This window comes from Nonomuraea sp. NPDC001699, from assembly GCF_053596455.1.
Genome location: NZ_JBSFGF010000006.1, coordinates 514230 through 533422 on the forward strand (window position 1 = coordinate 514230; position 19193 = coordinate 533422).

General features: G+C 68.8%; 18 protein-coding genes, 2 tRNA genes and 1 riboswitch. Of the genes, 12 read left to right on the top strand and 8 right to left on the bottom strand.

All coding sequences use genetic code 11. The features are described 5' to 3' along the window. The first annotated feature begins 6 nt into the window (after positions 1–6). Positions 7–936 (top strand): zinc-binding dehydrogenase, encoded by a 930-nt coding sequence (locus ACWCSU_RS21690; protein WP_449937007.1) that lies wholly within the window; start codon positions 7–9, stop codon positions 934–936. 10 nt (positions 937–946) lie between these two features. Here the strand turns inward: ACWCSU_RS21690 and ACWCSU_RS21695 are convergent, their stop codons facing one another. Then, entirely contained in the window at positions 947–1447 is a 501-nt protein-coding gene (locus ACWCSU_RS21695; RefSeq protein ID WP_449937009.1) for a MarR family winged helix-turn-helix transcriptional regulator, read from the bottom strand. A gap of 18 nt (positions 1448–1465) precedes the next feature. Between ACWCSU_RS21695 and pip the strand changes: the two genes are divergently transcribed. Further along, on the top strand, positions 1466–2398 hold the full coding sequence (gene pip, locus ACWCSU_RS21700) for a prolyl aminopeptidase (RefSeq protein ID WP_449937011.1): 933 nt from the start codon (positions 1466–1468) through the stop codon (positions 2396–2398). A 57-nt stretch (positions 2399–2455) separates the two neighbouring features. On the opposite strand, the gene ACWCSU_RS21705 is transcribed toward pip, so the two are convergent. The 3 genes from ACWCSU_RS21705 to ACWCSU_RS21715 form a co-directional block, all read right to left on the bottom strand. Further along, positions 2456–3409, bottom strand: coding sequence for a coiled-coil domain-containing protein (locus tag ACWCSU_RS21705; protein WP_357705254.1), 954 nt, complete (start codon positions 3407–3409; stop codon positions 2456–2458). 5 nt (positions 3410–3414) lie between these two features. Continuing rightward, positions 3415–3553, bottom strand: a riboswitch (cyclic di-AMP (ydaO/yuaA leader). Positions 3554–3621: 68 nt separating this feature from the next. Further along, a complete protein-coding gene (gene galT / locus ACWCSU_RS21710; RefSeq protein WP_364104313.1) occupies positions 3622–4692 on the bottom strand; it encodes a galactose-1-phosphate uridylyltransferase in 1071 nt (356 codons plus the stop codon). Continuing rightward, positions 4689–5468: a DeoR/GlpR family DNA-binding transcription regulator gene (locus ACWCSU_RS21715; protein WP_125636437.1), complete on the bottom strand. Its 780-nt coding sequence runs from the start codon at positions 5466–5468 to the stop codon at positions 4689–4691. Before ACWCSU_RS21715 ends, galT begins: the two co-directional genes overlap by 4 nt. A 137-nt stretch (positions 5469–5605) precedes the next feature. Here ACWCSU_RS21715 and ACWCSU_RS21720 point away from each other — a divergent pair, with 137 nt between their 5' ends. Further along, positions 5606–5683: a 50S ribosomal protein bL37 gene (locus ACWCSU_RS21720; protein ID WP_387679150.1), complete on the top strand. Its 78-nt coding sequence runs from the start codon at positions 5606–5608 to the stop codon at positions 5681–5683. Positions 5684–5724: 41 nt separating this feature from the next. On the opposite strand, the gene ACWCSU_RS21725 is transcribed toward ACWCSU_RS21720, so the two are convergent. Next, on the bottom strand, positions 5725–7035 hold the full coding sequence (locus ACWCSU_RS21725) for a TrpB-like pyridoxal phosphate-dependent enzyme (RefSeq protein WP_449937012.1): 1311 nt from the start codon (positions 7033–7035) through the stop codon (positions 5725–5727). A 95-nt stretch (positions 7036–7130) separates the two neighbouring features. On the opposite strand from ACWCSU_RS21725, the gene ACWCSU_RS21730 reads away from it, so the two are divergent. Further along, entirely contained in the window at positions 7131–7769 is a 639-nt protein-coding gene (locus tag ACWCSU_RS21730; protein WP_449937015.1) for an HAD family hydrolase, read from the top strand. Here the strand turns inward: ACWCSU_RS21730 and ACWCSU_RS21735 are convergent. Both ACWCSU_RS21735 and ACWCSU_RS21740 read right to left on the bottom strand, forming a co-directional pair. Continuing rightward, a complete protein-coding gene (locus ACWCSU_RS21735; protein ID WP_449937016.1) occupies positions 7723–8352 on the bottom strand; it encodes a uridine kinase in 630 nt (209 codons plus the stop codon). The two genes, ACWCSU_RS21730 and ACWCSU_RS21735, sit on opposite strands and share 47 nt — an antisense overlap. A gap of 604 nt (positions 8353–8956) precedes the next feature. Continuing rightward, a tRNA-Gly gene (locus ACWCSU_RS21740) sits at positions 8957–9030 on the bottom strand. Between the two features lie 89 nt (positions 9031–9119). On the opposite strand from ACWCSU_RS21740, the gene ACWCSU_RS21745 reads away from it, so the two are divergent. Both ACWCSU_RS21745 and ACWCSU_RS21750 read left to right on the top strand, forming a co-directional pair. After that, a tRNA-Pro gene (locus ACWCSU_RS21745) sits at positions 9120–9196 on the top strand. Between the two features lie 96 nt (positions 9197–9292). Further along, the gene (locus tag ACWCSU_RS21750) at positions 9293–9793 is read left to right on the top strand and encodes a DinB family protein (protein ID WP_449937017.1); all 501 of its coding nucleotides are present in this window, start codon (positions 9293–9295) and stop codon (positions 9791–9793) included. Between the two features lie 11 nt (positions 9794–9804). Here ACWCSU_RS21750 and ACWCSU_RS21755 read toward each other — a convergent pair whose 3' ends face one another. Next, positions 9805–10284, bottom strand: coding sequence for an ATP-binding protein (locus tag ACWCSU_RS21755; protein ID WP_357705267.1), 480 nt, complete (start codon positions 10282–10284; stop codon positions 9805–9807). 233 nt (positions 10285–10517) lie between these two features. On the opposite strand from ACWCSU_RS21755, the gene ACWCSU_RS21760 reads away from it, so the two are divergent. The 6 genes from ACWCSU_RS21760 (at position 10518) to ACWCSU_RS21785 (ending at position 18824) form a co-directional block, all read left to right on the top strand. Next, positions 10518–11384 (top strand): helix-turn-helix domain-containing protein, encoded by an 867-nt coding sequence (locus ACWCSU_RS21760; protein ID WP_357705269.1) that lies wholly within the window; start codon positions 10518–10520, stop codon positions 11382–11384. Between the two features lie 166 nt (positions 11385–11550). Next, entirely contained in the window at positions 11551–12933 is a 1383-nt protein-coding gene (tig, locus tag ACWCSU_RS21765) for a trigger factor (protein WP_449937018.1), read from the top strand. Between the two features lie 518 nt (positions 12934–13451). Beyond that, positions 13452–14084, top strand: a complete 633-nt coding sequence (locus ACWCSU_RS21770) for a ClpP family protease (protein ID WP_352323605.1) — start codon at positions 13452–13454, stop codon at positions 14082–14084. 11 nt (positions 14085–14095) lie between these two features. After that, positions 14096–14719: an ATP-dependent Clp protease proteolytic subunit gene (locus ACWCSU_RS21775; RefSeq protein WP_352323604.1), complete on the top strand. Its 624-nt coding sequence runs from the start codon at positions 14096–14098 to the stop codon at positions 14717–14719. A gap of 184 nt (positions 14720–14903) precedes the next feature. Next, positions 14904–16187: an ATP-dependent Clp protease ATP-binding subunit ClpX gene (clpX, locus tag ACWCSU_RS21780; protein WP_185067261.1), complete on the top strand. Its 1284-nt coding sequence runs from the start codon at positions 14904–14906 to the stop codon at positions 16185–16187. Between the two features lie 63 nt (positions 16188–16250). After that, positions 16251–18824 carry a valine--tRNA ligase gene (locus tag ACWCSU_RS21785; RefSeq protein ID WP_449937020.1) on the top strand — a complete coding sequence of 858 codons (2574 nt, stop codon included), beginning with the start codon at positions 16251–16253 and terminating at the stop codon, positions 18822–18824. The last annotated feature ends 369 nt before the right edge of the window (positions 18825–19193 follow it).

Here is a 19193-nt window from a genome sequence, read left to right on the forward strand (position 1 = left end):
ATCATCATGCGCGCTTTGATCGTCGACCGTTCCGTTCCCGGGGGCCTGCGGGTGGGGGAGGCCCCCGAGCCGGTGCCCGCGCCCGGCCAGGCGCTGGTCCGGGTCACCGCCACGTCGCTCAACTACGGCGAGGTCAGGCACGGCCTCCAGGAGGCGCCCGAGGGCACGGTGCTGGGCTGGGACGCCGCGGGGGTCGTCGTCCAGGCCGCGGCCGACGGCTCGGGGCCGGCCGCGGGCACGCCCGTGGTCACGGTGGGCGAGAGTGGTGGCTGGGCCGAGCTGCGGGCCGTGTCGACCGACTGGATCGGGGTGGCGCCGCAGGACGCGGACCCCGGCGCGATCAGCACGATCCCGGTCGCCGGCGCCACCGCGCTGCGCGCGCTCGACCGTCTCGGGCCGATCCTGGGGCGGCGCGTCCTGGTCACCGGCGCGACGGGCGGCGTCGGACGGTACGCCGTGCAGCTCGCCCGGCTCGGCGGCGCGTACGTGATCGCCGCCACCGGCGACCCGGCCCGGCACGGCGAAGCCCTGCGCGCGCTCGGCGCGGACGAGGTCGTCGCGAGCCCCGCGGAGAGCGGCGGACGGCTCGACGGCGTCCTGGACCTGCTCGGCGGCGCCCCGCTGGTCGAGGCGTTCGACCAGCTCACCGAGGGCGGCACGCTGGTCGCCGTCGGCCACTCCACCGGCGAGGGGGAGAGCTTCCCGTTCGGAGCCCTGTTCGGCGGAGCCGACCGCCACGACCGTTCGCTCGTGACGTTCCACCTGCTCTACTGCCAGGGCCTGCGCCGCGACCTGACCTGGCTGGCCGGACAGGTCGCGGGCGGCACGCTGAGCCCTGAGATCACCTGGCGCGGCGGCTGGGACGACGCCACCGAGGCCGTGACCGCCCTCCTCGAACGCCGCGTGCACGGCAAGGCGGTGCTCGACCTGGCGTGAGAGAGCAGGGTCAGTCCCTGCCCCCGGGACCGCGCCGATCGCCGTACGCGGCCAGCGGCGCGGTCGCGAGAAGGCGGTCGCGGAAGGGGTGGGCGTCGAGGGCCTGGAGGGCGGAGGCGAGGACGTCGGCCAGCGGGACGGGGAGCTCGGCGTCCAGGGTGGCGATGGCGAGGGCGGTGGCCTGCCATTCGGCCTCGATGAGAGGGAGCGCGTCGCGGCATCGTCCGGTGAGGTGCACGATGCGCTGGCGGGCGTCGTCGGGGCCGGGGCGGAGGTCGAGGTAGCCGGCGCGGCGCATCTGGGTGACGGTCTGGCTGGCGGCGGAGTGGGTGACGCCGATGGCGGCGGCCAGGTCGCGGATGGTCATGGGGCCGGTCTCGACCAGGGCGCGGACGACGGGGGAGTAGCGGGGGCGGTAGTCGGGGAGCCCGAGGTCGGCGTACAGCCGGGCGATCGCGCCGTCGGTGCGCTCGTGGAAGGTGCGCATCAGGGTGCCGAGACTCTGGGTCATGTAGATATATTAGCGCTTATGTATTCCTCGATTGAGCCCTACGAGCAGGGCATGTTGGACGTGGGTGACGGCAACCTCGTCTACTGGGAGGTCAGCGGGAATCCGCATGGCAAGCCGGCGGTGATCGTGCACGGCGGGCCGGGCGGGGGCGCGTCCCCGGGGTGGCGGCGGTACCACGATCCCGAGGCGTACCGGATCGTCGTCTTTCATCAGCGTGGTTGCGGGAAGAGCACGCCTGATGCCGGGGAGCCGGAAACCGATCTGTCGGTCAACACCACGGCGCACCTCGTCGCCGACATGGAGCGGCTGCGGGAGCATCTCGGCATCGAGCGGTGGCAGCTCGTGGGGGCGTCCTGGGGGGCGACGCTGTCGCTGGCCTACGCCGAGCGGTATCCGGAGCGGGTGAGCGAGGTGATCCTGTTCGCGGTCACCGCCGGGCGGCCCTGGGAGATCGAGTGGATCACCCGGGACGTCGGGCGGATCTTCCCCCGGGAGTGGGAGCGGTTCCGCGACTTCCTGCCGGAGGAGGACCGGGGCGGGAACCTGGCGGCGGGCTACGCGAAGGCGCTGGCCGACCCCGAGCGGCGGGAGCGGGCGGCGATCGAGTGGTGTGCGTGGGAGGACACGCATGTGAGCCTCGACCCGGAGTTCCAGCCGAGCCGGAGATATCAGGACCCGGTGTTCCGGATGACGTTCGCCCGGCTGGTGACGCACTACTGGGGGAACGGGTGTTTTCTCGGGGAGAGCGATCTCGTTCGCGGGGTTACGCGGCTGGCGGGGGTGCCCGGGGTGCTCATCCACGGGAAGTACGACGTCAGCGGGCCCTTGGTGACGGCCTGGGAGCTGCACAAGGCGTGGCCCGGGAGCGAGCTGCACGTGGTGGGGGAGGGACACGGCGGGCTGGAGATGATCGACCTGCTGACCGCCGCGACGGACAGGTTCCGGGGCTGAACCACCGACAGCCCGGGCCGGCAAGGCTGTCAGGTGGTCACGCGAACAGGACGTCGGCTAGTTCATCGAGATGTGCACGTGGTCGTAGTGGTTCTCGGTGATGCTGCCGCGGTCGGACATCGCGCGCCAGCCCGAGCCCTGGTTGATGCGCTGCTTCCAGATCACGTACTTGACGCCGAGCTTGGCCTTGTTCTGCAGCGCCCAGGCGGCCAGGCGGTCGCCCAGGGCGTTGTTGACGGCGCTCGGCATGGTGCCGCCCGTACTCATCATGAAGTCGCAGGCCCGGCCGAGCGGGTGCTCGCCGCTGGAGCCGGACCGGAAGCAGCCCACCTCGTACGGCAGCGAGAAGCTCTTCTGCACCTGCGCGCGCATCAGCCGGGTGCGCGGCGTGATGTTGTCCGAGCCGGACGGCAGCTCGGGCGCCCAGCTGCCGTCGGACTTCTTGCCCGGCCCGAACGGCACGAGGTCCTGGAGCTTCTTCTTGATGTCGTCGATGACGTCCTGGGCGTCGTCGCGCTGCTCGGCCACCTCCGCCGTGCCCGCCTTGAGCTCGGCCGCGAGCGCGGTGGCGGCAGCGGCGGCCTTCTTCTGGTCGTCGCGGGCCTTGGCCACGCTGTTGACGACGGCCTGCTGCTCGGCGGTGAGCTGTTCGAGCATGGCCACGTTGTTGCCGTCCGGGGTCAGCATGAAGCCGGGCAGGGAGGCGTCGCGGTTCTGGTAGCGCATCCGGGCGATCTCGGCGACCCGCTGCTCGGCCGTGGCCACCGCCTGCTCGGCGGCGGTGAGCCGCTGCTGTGCCGCCGTGGCGGCCTGCTGGGCCTTGGCCAGCTCGACCCGCTTGAGGTTGTACGTCTCGATGAGCTTGTCCACCTTGCTGTTGAGCTGCTTGAGCTGGGCCCGCAGCTCGGCCTCGGACGGCTTGGGCGCGGCCGAGGCGGCGGCCGGATGGATGAGCAGCGCGGTGGCGGTGATGAGGCCGATGGCAAGACTCGCGGGGGTCGAAGCCGCCACGTGGGTGTTCCTCTCCCTCTGCCGGCCGGGTTAGCTGACGGGTTCGGGCACGGGAGCAGTCCCTACCACTTGCGCGGATTCACCCCGGATGCGATGGGTCCCCGGCTCCCGGGCAACACGCCCGGGATTAGGCGTACAACGACCGTTCTGGCCGATGTCTAACGGGATATTAGTGGTAGATCACGAGTCATGCGACTTTAAGGAGAAATCAATTAGTGATCAATTCGTGATCGCAACATGCGTGCAGCCTCCTCCGGCAGCACGTCGTTGACGAAGGCGCCCATGGCCGACTCCGAGCCCGCCAGGTACTTCAGCTTGCCGGGCGCCCGCCTGATGCTGAACAGCTCCAGGTGCAGGTAGGCCAGCTCGCGGCCGTACCGCACCGGCGCCTGGTGCCAGGCCGAGATGTACGGCATCGCCACCCCGAACAGCGCGTCCAGCGCCCGCAGCACCGAGGTGTACAGCGGCGCGAACGCGGCCCGCTCCTCCTCCGACAGCGCCGCCAGGTCGGGCACCTGCCGGTGCGGATACACGTGCACCTCGAACGGCCAGCGCGCGGCGGCCGGGACGAACGCCGTCCACAGCTTGTTGGAGGCGACCACCCGCGTGCCGGCGGCCCGTTCGGCGGCCAGCACGTCGGCGAACAGATTGCCGCCCGTGTACCGCGAGGCCGCTCCGAGCTGGAGCTTGGTGCGCGGGGTCACGTAGGGGTAGGCGTAGATCTGCCCGTGCGGGTGCGGGAGCGTGATGCCGATCTCCTCGCCCCTGTTCTCGAAGCAGAACACCTGCTCGACGCCCTCCATGCCGGACAGCTCGGCCGTGCGGTCGGCCCACGCCTCCATGACCAGCCTGACCTGGGCGTTGGAGAGCTTGGAGAAGGAGGAGGTGTGGTCGGAGGTGAAGCACACCACCTCACACCGCCCGACCCCCGGACGCACCTCACTCAACCCGCCGACATCCCCATAAGTCCCAAAATTTCCGGAGAAAGAGGGGAAGCGGTTCTCGAACACCACCACGTCATAGTCATGGGCCGGGATCTCCGACGCCCGCGTCCCGGACGACGGGCACAACGGGCACTCGTCGGCCGGCGGCAGGAACGTGCGCGTCTGCCGGTGACCGGCGATCGCGATCCACTCCTCGGTCAGCGGGTCGTAGCGCAGCTCGGAGGCCACCGGCCGCGGGTCGAGCGGACGCCGGTCGATCGCGCTCCGGTCGGCGTCGTCGCGCCGGTCGAAGTAGATCAGCTCTCGGCCGTCTGCCAGGTGGGTGATGGTGCGCTTCAAGGCGTGCCCTCCGCGATGATCAGTTCTCCGGCCCGTTCGGCCAGCTCGGTGCGTGCTTCCTCGGGCAGCCCCGCGTCGCTGATGACCACGTCGGCCTCGGTCAGCTCGGCGATCGTGCTGATGCCGACCGTGTTCCACTTGGTGTGGTCGGCGGGGACCACCAGCCGGTGCGCCGCGGCCACCAGCTCCCTGTCGGTCTCGGACTCCAGGAGGTTGGGCGTGGTGAACCCGGCGCGCAGGCTCATGCCGTGCACCCCGAGGAAGAGCGTGTCCACGTGCAGCCGGCGGATCGCCGCCACCGCCACGGGGCCGACGAGCGCGTCGGAGGGTGTGCGCACGCCGCCGGTCAGCACGACCGTGCGGTCGGCGCGCGGGTTGCGGTGGAAGACCTCGGCGACGGGGATCGAGTTGGTGATCACGGTCAGCTCGGGCACGGCGACCAGATGGTGGGCCAGCGCCCACGTGGTGGTGCCGGCGGAGAGCGCGACGGCGGTGCCCGGCCGGACGAGGGTGGCCGCGTGCCGCGCGATGGCCTCCTTCTCCTGCTGCTGGCGGGCGGACTTGGCGGTGAAGCCGGGCTCCTCGGTCGAACCGGGGCCGAGGGCCGTCGCGCCGCCGTGGACCTTCTCCAGCAGCCCGCGCTCGGCCAGCACCTCAAGGTCACGGCGTATCGTCATGTCCGAGACGCCGAGCTCGCGCACGAGGTCGGCCACCCGGACGCCGCCGCTGCTGCGTACGCGTTCCAGGATCGTCTGCTGACGCTGCTGTGCGAGCACGCCCACCCCTTCCAACAGATTCCACCAAATTATGACACGAGTTTGTTGAGGAATGTTAGGTCGCGGCGTATCGCTTGTGCGACTGACGGGCAGGGGAGACCTTGAAGGTCACGATCCCGACCGCCGGAGGTGAGCCCATGGCGAAACGCGCACGCAAGGGCAGGGGGCGCAAGAAGAAGAAGGCGAACCACAGGAAGCGCCCGAACGCGAACTGACCACGGGTGGCCGCGGGATCCCGCGGCCACCCGTGCTTCCCTCAGCCGGGCAGTTCGGTGAGCGCCCGGTCGAGCCGTTCCTGCGGGAGGGTGTGATCCTCCAGTTCGCCGGCCAGGTGGCGGTCGTAGGCGGCCAGGTCGAAGTGGCCGTGCCCGCACAGCGCGGTGAGGATCACCTTCTCCTCGCCGCTCTCCTTGCAGCGCAGCGCCTCGGCGATGGTCTCGGCCAGCGCGTGCGTGGGCTCGGGAGCCGGGACGATGCCCTCCGTCCGCGCGAAGCGCACGCCCGCCTCGAAGCACTCGCTCTGGGTACGGGTCACCGCCTCGAACAACCCCAGCTCGTACATGTGGGACAGCAGCGGCGCCATGCCGTGATAGCGCAGCCCGCCGGCGTGGATCGGGTCGGGGACGAAGGAGTGCCCGAGGGTGTGCATCTTGAGCAGCGGCGTCAGCCCGGCGGTGTCGCCGAAGTCGTAGGCGTAGACGCCTCGGGTGAACGACGGGCAGGCGGCCGGCTCGACGGCCCGGAACTCGGTGGCGATCCGTCCGGCCAGCTTCTCCCTGAGGAAGGGGAAGGCGAGGCCGGCGAAGTTGGAGCCGCCGCCGGTGCAGCCGATGACCAGGTCGGGCAGCTCGGGCAGTTGCGCCAGGGCCTCCTCGCCGATCACCGTCTGGTGCATGAGGACGTGGCTGAGCACCGAGCCGAGCGCGTACCGGGCCTCGGGGTTCGCGGCGGCCACCTCGACCGCCTCGCTGATCGCCAGTCCCAGGCTGCCGGGCGAGTCGGGGTCGTCGGCCAGCGCCTTGCTGCCCGCGCCGGTGACGGGTGAGGGGCTGGGGTGGACGGTGGCGCCGTACACGCGCATGAGCGAGCTGCGGTACGGCTTCTGGTCGTAGGAGGCGCGAACCATCCAGATCCGGCACTCGATGTCGAACTGGGCGCAGGCGAACGCCAGGGCCGACCCCCACTGTCCCGCGCCGGTCTCCGTGGTCAGCAGCCGCACGCCTTCCTTGGCGTTGTAGTACGCCTGCGGCACGGCGGTGTTCGCCTTGTGCGACCCGGCCGGTGAGACGCCTTCGTACTTGTAGTAGATGCGGGCCGGCGTGTCGAGGGCCTTCTCCAGCCGGTGCGCCCTGATCAGCGGCGTCGGCCGCCACAGTCGGTAGACGTCGTAGACCTCCTTCGGGATGGGCACGTAGCGCTCGCCGCTGACCTCCTGCGCGATGAGCCCCATGGGGAACAGTGGCGCGAGGTCGTCCGGCCCGACGGGACGGCGGGTGCCGGGGTGCAGCGGCGGCGGAGGCGGCACGGGAAGATCGGGAACGATGTTGTACCAGTTGCCAGGGATCACCGTTTCAGTTTGAGCCGCCCTTCCGAGCCGTCAAGGGTATGGACGCGGACACGTTCCTTCTTTACCTTGGTTGAAACAGTTCACAGGAGGAGCGAATGAAAATCGAAGCGGTCATCTTCGACATCGGCGGCGTCCTGGAGCTCACGCCGTCCCTGGGGGTGACGGCCACATGGGAGGAGCGGCTCGGCCTGCCCGCCGGTCACCTCGACGCGCACCTGGAGCCGACCTGGCTGGCCGGGGCCGTGGGAGAGGTGACGGAGGAGCAGGCCGACGCCGAGGTGGCGAAGCTGCTCGGCGCGGACGCCGAGGCGTTCATGGCCGACGTCTGGACCGAGTACCTCGGCAGCCCCAACACCGGGCTGATGGCGTACCTGGGCGCCCTGCGTCCCCGCTTCCGTACGGGCCTGGTGAGCAACAGCTACGTCGGAGCCAGGGAACGCGAGCAGGCCGCGTACGGCTACGCCGACCTGGTGGACCACATCGTCTACTCGCACGAGGCGGGCGTGCGCAAACCGGACCCGCGCATCTACCTGCTGGCCTGCGACGCCCTCGGCGCCGATCCCGCCGCCACGGTGTTCCTGGACGACCACGAGCCGTACGTCGAGGGCGCCCGCGCGGCCGGCCTGCACGCCGTGCGCTTCACCTCCAACGCCCAGGCCGTCGCCGAGCTGGACGCCCTGCTGGGGCTCAGCCGTCCGTCAGCACCGCCGGACGGTCCGGATGGTCGGCCCTGACGACCACGTCGGCGGCCCGCTGCGGGCGCGCCTCGCGCTCGTACCGCTCGTAGGCCGGCAGGCGCCACCGTTCGTCCTCGGGGGTGCGCCGCGCCAGCGCACCCGCCGACAGCCACACGTGCACGCTCAGCTCGAACGGCAGCCCCCGTCCCAGCAGGAGCGTCCCGTCCACGAGCACCACCCCGCCCGGCGCCAGCTCCCGGTACGGCAGCCGGTACGCCCGATCGATCCCGCTGTCCCACAACGCCGGCAGCACCCGCCCCGAGCCGCCCGGTTCCAGCGGTTCGAGCACCTCGCGCAGCAACCCCTTGACGTCGAGCCAGTCCTCGTAGAAGACGTCGGGATCGGTCCGGCCGTGCTCCAGCCGCAGCGAGGCCGGCCTCAGGAAGTCGCCGGCCGACACCCGCAGCACGGGCCGCCCCCGCAGCCGCAGGGGCGCGACCAGCTCGTCGGCCAGCGCGCCGGGCCCCGCCACGGGCGCCCCGTCGACGGCCACCCGCACCCATGAGTCCCTGGGCCACGCGGCGACACGCTCGGCCAGCTCCTCGACGAGCGCCTCCCGTGAGATCGGTCGTGCACGCATCACCACCACCCTACGCCCCGAAGATCACGAAAACCCAAGGCCCCCGAACCGCGCACGAGAGCTGCTCCGCTCTACGTCGGGTCCGTCACGACGCACACCGTCGATCACCGCGACGCCCCCGTGGTCGGCCGCCCGCACCGGCACGCTCTGGGCGTGGGTGATGCCCCCTTCGGGTTCATGGGCTCCGCCTCGGCCGCTGACTACCCGGAGACAGGGCCGCCTTCGCGATCACCCCGGGGCCGAGCGCTCCCGCCGGAGGCGTTCCCACAGAACAGCCTGCACAGCTGGATGCTCATCACGACGAACAAGGCGACTCCGCCGAGCAGAATCGCGATGACGAAGAGCGTGAACGGATGGAAGAACACTGGGCCTCCTGTCGTCGTGCCGATCATAGGAGCCCTGAGGTTCCATCGGCCTTGAGGGTGGAGGCCGTCGCCGCATGGATGTACTTCAGCGCCCTCCCGTAGAGCGTGCGATCAGTGTCGGTGTCCCCTGTAGGGCAGATGGCCGGACGGCATGAGGCCGGCGCGGCCACAAAGAGACAAGATCGGACAACAGTAAGGCCCAGGCTCGGGATCATCTCCCGGACCTGGGCCTTCGTGTCTGGAGCGGACGACGGGAATCGAACCCGCGTAGCTAGTTTGGAAGACTAGGGCTCTACCATTGAGCTACGTCCGCGCGAACCGGTCGAACTCTGGTCTAGACTTCATCCGGTCGTCAGGGCGTAAGCGTACCGGAGTCACGGACCGCATGCGCACCCGACGAGGCGGGGCGTGGCGCAGCTTGGCAGCGCGCTTGCTTTGGGAGCAAGAAGTCGCAGGTTCAAATCCTGTCGCCCCGACCAGCTCAGCAGGCCCCCTCCCATCCGGAGGGGGCCTCTTGCTTTTCGCGCCCCAAAAATCACGTCGAAGCAGGACGAACTGCCCACTAAGGTCATGGCGTGACAGACAATCGCGTGCCGCCGCCCTATGCCGGCGACGAACGGACCATGCTCAACAACTGGCTCGAATGGCATCGCGGCACTCTGGCCGTCAAATGCGACGGCCTGACCGACGACCAGCTCAGGCTCCGCTCGGCCGGGCCCTCCACCATGTCACTGCTGGGCCTGGTCCGGCACATGGCGCACGTGGAGCGCGTCTGGTTCCGCCGCGTGCTGGACGGCGAGGACATCCCCCGCCTCTGGAACAAGGAAGTCGACGCCGACGCGGACTTCAACGACGTGGACGAGGCCTCGGTCGAGGAGGCGTTCACCACCTGGCAGGACGAGATGGAGCGCGCACGTGCCATCTCGGCCGCCAAGTCCTTGGACGCCACGGGCGACAGGAACGGCCAGGACTGCACCCACCGCTGGATCCTCGTCCACATGATCGAGGAGTACGCGCGCCACAACGGCCACGCCGACCTGCTGCGCGAGCGCATCGACGGCGCCACCGGCGAGTAGGGACGAGCGGGTCAGCCCTCTTCGGCGCGGAACAACGCCCACACGGCCTTGCCGCCGCGGTCGAGCGGATCCCAGCCCCAGCACTGACTGTAGGTCTCGACGATGTAGAGGCCGCGCCCGTTCTCGGAGATGAAGTCCGGCTCCTTGCGGCGCGGCACCTCGTCGCTCGGGTCCGCCACCGCCAGCAGCACGTGCGGCGACACGCGCATCAGCAGGAGCTCGATCTCCCGCCGGCCGGCCGCGTACATGGCGTACCTGACGGCGTTCGTCACCAGCTCCGACACCACGAGCGCGGCGTCGTCGCTCAGCTCGTGCAGGCCCCATCCCCGCAGCGTGGAGCGGGTCACGTCCCTGGCGGTCTTCACCGAGTCGGCCTGGAAGGGCAGGGGACACGCGGTCGTGTTCGGCTTCCCGCCCTTGAGCAGGTGGTCGAACCCCACCTCACGGGTGATCTGCAGGCAATCGGCAGTGGCCAGAGGATCCTCCACCATGCCGCCGATACCTCCCCGTAGCCCTCGGTTTAGTGCATGTTTGGCCCACAATGCACTAAGCCATCATGGGTCACGAACGCGGCGGCTGCAAGACCCAAATGCACGTGCAGCTGCAATGTGCAGCAGCATGCGCCTTTTGGGGCAAAACTCTCCTAATCGGACACGGGGTTGAGACCTTGTCATACCCGGCGATGTGGTGTCACTGTGTGTGCGGACCTTGAGTAGGAGGCAAAGTGACGCAGAACCAGCCGGGTTCGGGGCCGACGGCGCTGCGCATCCTCCTGGGCTCCCAGCTGCGAAAGCTCAGGGAGGCGAAGAACGTCAGCCGCGAGGAGGCGGGTCACCTCATCAGGGGGTCCGAATCCAAGATCAGCCGCATGGAGCTGGGCCGGGTGGGGTTCAAGGAACGTGACGTCGCCGACCTGCTCACCCTGTACGGGGTCGTCGATCCGCAGGCGCGCGCCGCCGTCCTCGACCTGGTGGCCACGGCCAACGAACCCGGCTGGTGGCACCGGTTCAACGACGTCCTGCCCACGTGGTTCCAGGCGTACGTCGGCCTTGAGGAGGCCGCCGCCCGGATCAGGACCTACGAGGTCCAGTTCGTGCCAGGACTGCTGCAGACCAAGGAGTACGCCCGGGCCGTCGTGACCGCGGGAGCGGCGGGCATCGCGACGGAGGAGATCGCCAGGAGGGTCGACCTCAGGCTCGAACGCCAGCGCATCCTCGACCGCCCGGACGGCCCGATCTTCTGGGCCGTGATCGACGAGGCGGCGCTGCGCCGGCCCATCGGCGGCGTCGAGGTCATGCGCGCCCAGCTCGAACACCTCATCGACCTCATGCGGCAGCCCAGCATCACCATCCAGATCATGCCGTTCAGCTTCGGCGGCCACAGCGCCGAGGGCGGGGCCTTCAGCGTCCTGCGCTTCCCCGACCGCGACCTGCCCGACGTGGTCTACGTCGAGCAACTGGCCAGCGCCCTGTACCTGGACAAGCGTGAGGACGTGGACCGCTACACAGAGGTCATGGAGCGGCTGTGCGCCGTGAGCACCACCCCAGATGAGACGATCGATCTCCTGCGGACGATCGCCGAGGAGTTCTGACGGCGACGGCGTCGTTGTTCGGTACGCATCTGCCCTAGACTGGCCATCGGCGTTGGATCCCGCCGTGGCGGAGCATGCCCAACGCCGCTCATGTGGGCGCGGCGCGTGAGCCGTACCGAATGGACGCGCCCGCGATCACTCGTAGCTTGATCAAGGAGACCATTCCGTGAAGACCGCTGTCGAGGAGCTCAGCCCGACCCGGGTCAAGCTCACCGTCGAGGTGCCGTTCGAAGAGCTGCGCCCGAGCATGGATGCGGCGTACAAGAAGGTCGCGCAGCAGGTGCGCGTCCCCGGGTTCCGGCCTGGCAAGGTTCCGGCCCGCATCATCGAGCAGCGCTTCGGCCGGGCGGTAGTGCTGGAGGAGACCCTCAACGACGCGGTGCCCAAGCTCTACGGCCAGGCCGTCGACGAGGTCGACGTGTTCCCGGTGAGCCAGCCCGACATCGAGGTCACGAAGATCGACGACGGTGAGCAGATCGAGTTCACCGCCGAGGTCGACATCCGGCCCAACTTCGAGGTGCCCGACTACCAGGGCGCCGAGGTCACCGTCGACTCCGCCGAGGTCTCCGACGAGGACGTCGACGGCCAGCTCGACTCGCTGCGCCAGCGCTTCGCGACGCTGACCGGCGTCGAGCGCGCGGCCGCCAACGGCGACTTCGTGGTGATGGACCTGCGCGCCGAGATCAACGGCGAGAACATCGAGGAGCAGCAGGCCAGCGAGGTCTCCTACGAGGTCGGCGCCGGCTCGGTGCTGCAGGGCCTCGACGACGCCCTCGTCGGCATGTCCGCGGGCGACGAGAAGAGCTTCAAGACCGAGCTCGTCGGCGGCGAGAACGCCGGCGAGGAGGCCGACGTGATCATCAACGTCAAGTCGGTCAAGGAGAAGGTCCTTCCCGAGCTCGACGACGAGTTCGCCCAGCTCGCCAGCGAGTTCGACACGCTCGACGAGCTCAAGGCCAGCATCCGCGAGCAGTCCCGCCGCAACAAGCTCATCGACCAGGTCGTCCAGGCCCGCGAGAAGGCCCTCGACGCGCTGCTCGAGAAGATCGACATCCCGCTGCCCGAGAGCGCGCTCAAGGCCGAGGTCGACGCCCGCAAGCACAACCTCGACCACCAGATCGCCGAGAGCGGCCTGAGCCGCGACGCCTTCTTCCGTCTGTATCAGACGACGGAGGAGGAGCGCTTCACCGAGTTCGACACCAACTCCGCCAAGGCGCTCAAGGTCGGCTTCGTGCTCGACAAGATCGTCAAGGCCGAGGAGCTGGGCGTCAACGAGCAGGAGCTGACCAACTTCGTGGTGCGCCGCGCCATGGAGATGGGCGTCCAGCCCAACGAGCTGGCCAAGCACCTCGCCGACAACGACCAGCTCACGCTGGCCATGGTCGAGATCGTCCGCGACAAGGCCAAGTCCGTGCTCGGCGACGCCGCCAAGGTCGTCGACAGCGAGGGCAACGAGGTCGACCTCAAGGCCATCTACGCCGAGATCAACGGCGCCCCGGTCGAGGAGGAGGCCGAGGAGGCCGGCTCCGAGGACAAGGCCGAAGCCTGATCTTCCCCGAAGCCCCCGAACCACCACGGTTCGGGGGCTTCGCGCATTCCGCCCCGAACCACTCCGGTTCGGGGTTTCGCGTTTTCCGGCCAGAAGCCTTCTGGACATGGCTGTCACGCGTCCCCGCGCGCGATGGAACGCGTGAGCGCGCCCAGAGGGCTCCTGACGATCCCGCGGGAGCGAATCCGGCCCTAGGGGCGGGAGTCGCCCTCTGAGGGCTCGTCAAGCCCCTCACCGCCACCGCTCGCGCGACGGCTTCCCCGCCGCCGGACGGCATTCACCGGGACGCAACCCCAGAAGCTCCACAAGCCCCACCAGCCAGGAATCATCCCCGCCGAATCGCCCACAGAGCCGGACCATGAGCTGGACGTGGAGGAACGGCGTAGCCTGACAGAAGACCGGTCACCCAGACCTGCGCCGTCAGCGAACAGTACGGGGGACCGGGCATGACCTGTGGGCGTCGCGCGTTAAGGTCACAAGCAAAGCCAATCACTTACGACGCATCGGAAGGTGACGCTGTGACCAGCCCGCCGACCTTCTATCAGCCTGAGTCGCGAGGCCGTGAGAACGGCTCGTCCTTCCGGCTTGAGGACCAGCTTTACCAGCGCCTGCTGCGTGAGCGCATCATCGTGCTCGGTCAGGAGGTCAACGACGAGATCGCCAACCGGATCTGCGCCGAGCTGTTGCTGCTCGCGGCCGACGACCCCGAGCGCGACATCACGCTGTACATCAACTCGCCGGGGGGCTCGGTGAGTGCCGGTATGGCGATTTACGACATGATGGAATATGTGCCTAACGACGTGTCCACGGTGGTGATGGGCATGGCCGCCTCCATGGGGCAGTTCCTGCTCACCGCCGGCGCCCGCGGCAAGCGCTACGGCCTGCCGCACGCCCGCGTCATGATGCACCAGCCGTCCGGCGGCATCGGCGGCACCGCGGCCGACATCGCCATCCAGGCGGAGCAGATGCTCTACGTGAAGAAGACGCTCGCCGAGCGGATCGCCTTCCACACCGGGCAGCCGCTGGACCAGATCGAGTCCGACTCCGACCGTGACCGCTGGTTCACGGCCGAGGAGGCGAAGGACTACGGCTTCATCGATCACGTGGTGCGCAGCGCGCGGCAGGTGCCCTCCGTGGGCCCGGTCTCCTAGGGGGAGCTGACATGAACATCCAGAGCCGTTACGTTCTCCCCTCCTTCGTCGAGCGCACGTCCTACGGCGTGAAGGAGATGAACCCGTACAACAAGCTCTTCGAGGACCGCATCATCTTCCTCGGAGTGCAGATCGACGACGCGTCGGCCAACGACGTGATGGCCCAGCTGCTGACGCTGGAGTCGCTCGACCCCGACCGTGACATCAGCATCTACATCAACTCGCCCGGCGGCTCGTTCACGGCCATGACGGCGATCTACGACACGATGCAGTTCGTCCGGCCGGAGATCCAGACCGTCTGCCTCGGCCAGGCCGCGTCCGCCGCGGCCGTGCTGCTGGCCGGCGGCACCCCGGGCAAGCGCTTCGCGCTGCCCAACGCCCGGGTGCTGATCCACCAGCCCTCCACCGAGGGCGGTGGCCAGGGAAGCGACATCGAGATCCAGGCCCGCGAGATCCTCCGCATGCGATCCCTCCTTGAGGACATCGTGGCGAAGCACACGGGCAAGGCCTCCGCCGACATCCGCAAGGACATCGAACGCGACAAAATTCTCAACGCGGACGAGGCAAAGGCGTATGGTCTGATCGACGACATCATCCCGACCAGGAAGAAACGAGCTCAGGCCGTCGCTTCCTAGTTGAGATGTGACGCACCGGAGCGCTGCCCAATAGGGCACGTTCCGGTGCGACTCGCCGCTAGGGGGCTCACTGAGGGCCCAGAAGACGGTAACGTCGAAACCTGAGCGGTTCGGCCTAGTCCGGAGGATGTCCGGAGACACTGCTCGCGTGAGCAGGGCGGTCCCACGCAAAGGAGTATCTGGGGTGGCACGCATCGGCGACGGGGGAGACCTGCTGAAGTGCTCTTTCTGCGGAAAGAGTCAGAAGCAAGTCAAAAAGCTCATTGCCGGTCCAGGCGTCTACATCTGCGATGAGTGCATCGATCTCTGCAACGAGATCATCGAGGAGGAGCTCTCCGAGTCCTCCGAGCTCAAGTGGGACAACCTGCCCAAGCCGAGGGAAATCTACGAGTTCCTCGACGCCTACGTCATCGGACAGGACAAGGCGAAGAAGGCGCTCTCGGTGGCGGTCTACAACCACTACAAGCGGGTGCAGTCCGGCGACCGGGGCAGAGACGACGGCCTTGAACTGGCCAAGAGCAACATCTTGCTGCTCGGGCCCACCGGGTCGGGAAAGACTCTCCTCGCACAGACTCTGGCGAAGATGCTCAACGTGCCCTTCGCCATCGCCGACGCCACCGCCCTCACCGAGGCGGGCTACGTCGGCGAGGATGTCGAGAACATCCTGCTCAAGCTCATCCAGGCCGCCGACTACGACGTCAAGAAGGCCGAGACGGGCATCATCTACATCGACGAGGTCGACAAGATCGCCCGTAAGAGCGAGAACCCGTCGATCACTCGTGACGTCTCCGGCGAGGGCGTGCAGCAGGCGCTGCTGAAGATCCTCGAAGGCACGACGGCCTCGGTGCCGCCGCAGGGCGGGCGTAAGCACCCGCACCAGGAGTTCATCCAGATCGACACCACCAACGTGCTGTTCATCTGCGGTGGAGCCTTCGCCGGCCTCGAAAAGATCATCGAGTCGCGCATCGGCAAGAAGGGCATCGGCTTCAACGCCATCATCCGCTCGAAGGAAGAGGTCGACACGGCCGACATCTTCGGCGACGTGATGCCCGAAGACCTGCTGAAGTTCGGCATGATCCCCGAGTTCGTCGGGCGTCTGCCGGTCATCACCTCGGTCCACAACCTCGACCGCGAGGCCCTCATCCAGATCCTCACCGAGCCCCGCAACGCGCTGGTCAAGCAGTACCGCAAGCTGCTGGAGCTCGACGGCGTGGAGCTGGAGTTCACCGACGGCGCGCTGGAGGCCATCGCCGACCAGGCCATCCTGCGCGGCACCGGCGCGCGCGGCCTGCGCGCGATCCTGGAGGAAGTGCTCCAGTCCGTCATGTACGAGGTGCCCTCCCGCCAGGACGTCGCCCGCGTGGTCATCACCCGCGAGTCGGTGCTCGAACACGCGATCCCGACGCTCGTGCCGCGCGACCAGCTCGCCGCCAAGCAGCAGCGCACGCCGCGCGAGAAGTCGGCCTGACCGTCGTCGAAAACGCCCCCGGGAATCAACCCGGGGGCGTTTCGCTTGCCCGGCTCCCTAGAATTGGTCACTGTGACCACGCAAGAGCTGCCCACCCAATACACGCCGGCCGACGTCGAGACCCGTAGCTACGAGCGCTGGGTGTCCGAAGGCTACTTCCACGCCGACCCGGGCAGCTCGCGAGTGCCGTACAGCATCGTCCTCCCGCCGCCCAACGTGACGGGCGTCCTGCACATCGGGCACGCCCTCGACCACTCCGTCCAGGACGCGCTGACCCGCCGCGCCCGCATGCAGGGCCGCGAGACGTTGTGGCTGCCCGGCATGGACCACGCCGGCATCGCCACCCAGAACGTCGTGGAGCGCGAGTTGGCCAAGCAGGGCCTGTCCCGCCACGACCTGGGCCGCGAGGCGTTCGTCGAGCGCGTCTGGGAGTGGAAGAAGGAGTCCGGCGGCCGCATCCTCGGCCAGATGCGCAAGCTCGGCGACGGCGTCGACTGGGAGCGCGAGCGCTTCACCATGGACCCGGGGCTGTCGCGGGCCGTCCAGACCATCTTCAAGAAGCTCTTCGACGACGGGCTCATCTACCGCGCCGAGCGCATCATCAACTGGTGCCCGCGCTGCCTGACCGCGTTGTCCGACATCGAGGTCGAGCACAGCGAGGACGAGGGCGAGCTGGTCTCGATCCGCTACTCCGACGAGATCGTGGTGGCCACCACCCGCGCCGAGACCATGCTCGGCGACACGGCCGTGGCCGTCCATCCCTCCGACGAGCGCTACGCCCACCTGGTCGGCACGATGGTCGAGGTGCCGCTGACCGGCCGCATGATCCCCGTGGTCGCCGACGAGCACGTCGATCCCGCCTTCGGCACCGGAGCGGTCAAGGTCACCCCGGCCCACGACCCCAACGACTTCGAGATCGGCCGACGCCACTCGCTGCCGTCCCTCACCGTCATGGACGAGCGCGGCGTCATCACCGCTCACGGCCCCTTCCAAGGGCTCGACCGCTTCGAGGCACGCCCGGCCGTGGTCGCCGCGCTGCGCGCCGATGGCCGCATCGTCGCCGAGAAGCGCCCGTACCTGCACTCGGTCGGCCACTGCTCGCGCTGCAAGACCGTGGTGGAGCCGCGGCTGTCGCTGCAGTGGTTCGTCAACGTCTCGCCGCTGGCCAAGGCCGCCGGCGACGCCGTGCGCGACGGCCGCACCCGCATCCACCCGCCGGAGCTGGCCAAGCGCTACTTCGACTGGGTCGACGATATGCACGACTGGTGCATCTCCCGGCAGCTGTGGTGGGGCCACCGCATCCCGGTCTGGTACGGCCCGGGCGGCGAGGTCGTCTGCGTCGGCCCCGACGAGGAGCCGCCGGCCGGCTACACCCAGGACTCCGACGTCCTCGACACCTGGTTCTCCTCGGGCCTGTGGCCGTTCTCGACACTCGGCTGGCCCGACTCCACTCCGGAGCTGGAGAAGTTCTATCCGACCTCCGTCCTGGTCACCGGCTACGACATCCTGTTCTTCTGGGTGGCCCGGATGATGATGTTCGGCCTCTACGCCATGGACGGCCGTCCGCCGTTCCAGACCGTGGCCCTGCACGGCATGGTCCGCGACCAATACGGCAAGAAGATGTCGAAGTCGTTCGGCAACGTGGTCGACCCGCTCGACTGGGTCGAGCGTTTCGGCGCCGACGCCACCCGCTTCACGCTGCTGCGCGGCGCCAACCCCGGCGCCGACGTGGCGGTGAGCGAGGAATGGGCGGCCGGCTCGCGCAACTTCTGCAACAAGATCTGGAACGCCACCAGGTTCGCGCTGATGAACGGCGCGACGGTGGGCTCGCTCGACGGGCTCGACCTCACCGCGGCCGACCGCTGGATCCTGTCCCGCCTGCAGACCGTGGTGAACGCCGCGGATGCGGCCTTCGACGAGTACGAGTTCGCCAAAGCCTCCGACCTGCTCTACCACTTCGCCTGGGACGAGGTCTGCGACTGGTACCTGGAGCTGGCCAAGATCCAGCTCGGGGAGGGGCTCGAACACACCCGGCTCGTGCTCGGGCACGTGCTCGACGCGCTGTTGCGGTTGATGCATCCGCTGGTGCCGTTCGTCACCGAGGAGTTGTGGCGAGCGGTGACAGGTGGCGAGTCGATCGTCGTGGCCCCCTGGCCGCAGGCCGACCCGCGCTACGCCGATCCGGCGGCCGAGGCCGAGATCGACGCCCTCCAGGAGCTCGTCACCGAGGTCCGCAGGTTCCGTTCCGACCAGGGGCTCAAGCCCGGCCAGAAGGTGGCCGCCCGGCTGGGGCTGTCCGGCACGCCGCTGGAGGCTCAGGAGAAGGCGATCCGCGCGTTGCTGCGGCTGACCGAGCCGGCGGAGACGTTCAACGCCACGGCGCGGTTCAGCGTGGGCGCGGTGACCGTGGAGATCGACACCGCGGGCGCCATCGACGTCGTGGCCGAGCGGAAGCGTCTGGAGAAGGATCTCGCCGCCGCCCGGAAGGAAGCCGCTCAGGCGACCGGCAAGCTGGGCAACGAGCAGTTCATGTCCAAGGCGCCCGACGACGTGGTGGCCAAGGTCAGGGCCCGTGCCGAGCAGGCCGCCGCGGACATCGCGCGCCTTGAGGCGCAGCTGTCCGGGCTCGGGGTTTAGACCATACGAACGCGGGGAAGGTCCATTCGTTACCGAAGATGGACCTTCGTCGTCCTCAGGGCTGCTACAGTTTTCAACGCGGGGCCGATCGGCCCCACACCCCTTCTGATCAACCCCGACTTTCGGGCTGTCTGACCTAGCGGTTGGACAAAGGCCGGAAGTTAGAGTAAGTTAGCAGGGTTGCTCCGAAACGGGGCAGGTCCGGAAGCTCCCGGATCGGGCGGTTTGACAAGAATCGTCCGGATCTGGTAGACTGAAAGAAATGAAATACGAGCGCCTCTGAACGAGGATCCGGGAACGGGTTCTGGTGAGGAAGTACGCGTCCGTTTCTTGAGAACTCAACAGTGTGTTAAAAGCCAGTGCATGAAA

Bases quoted from the DNA above. Each gene is read 5' to 3' on its own strand.
- ACWCSU_RS21690 (WP_449937007.1), top strand. From the start codon at position 7: ATGCGCGCTTTGATCGTCGACCGTTCCGTTCCCGGGGGCCTGCGGGTG.
- ACWCSU_RS21695 (WP_449937009.1), bottom strand. From the start codon at position 1,447: ATGACCCAGAGTCTCGGCACCCTGATGCGCACCTTCCACGAGCGCACC.
- pip (WP_449937011.1), top strand. From the start codon at position 1,466: ATGTATTCCTCGATTGAGCCCTACGAGCAGGGCATGTTGGACGTGGGT.
- ACWCSU_RS21720 (WP_387679150.1), top strand. From the start codon at position 5,606: ATGGCGAAACGCGCACGCAAGGGCAGGGGGCGCAAGAAGAAGAAGGCG.
- ACWCSU_RS21730 (WP_449937015.1), top strand. From the start codon at position 7,131: ATGAAAATCGAAGCGGTCATCTTCGACATCGGCGGCGTCCTGGAGCTC.
- ACWCSU_RS21735 (WP_449937016.1), bottom strand. From the start codon at position 8,352: ATGCGTGCACGACCGATCTCACGGGAGGCGCTCGTCGAGGAGCTGGCC.
- ACWCSU_RS21755 (WP_357705267.1), bottom strand. From the start codon at position 10,284: ATGGTGGAGGATCCTCTGGCCACTGCCGATTGCCTGCAGATCACCCGT.
- ACWCSU_RS21775 (WP_352323604.1), top strand. From the start codon at position 14,096: ATGAACATCCAGAGCCGTTACGTTCTCCCCTCCTTCGTCGAGCGCACG.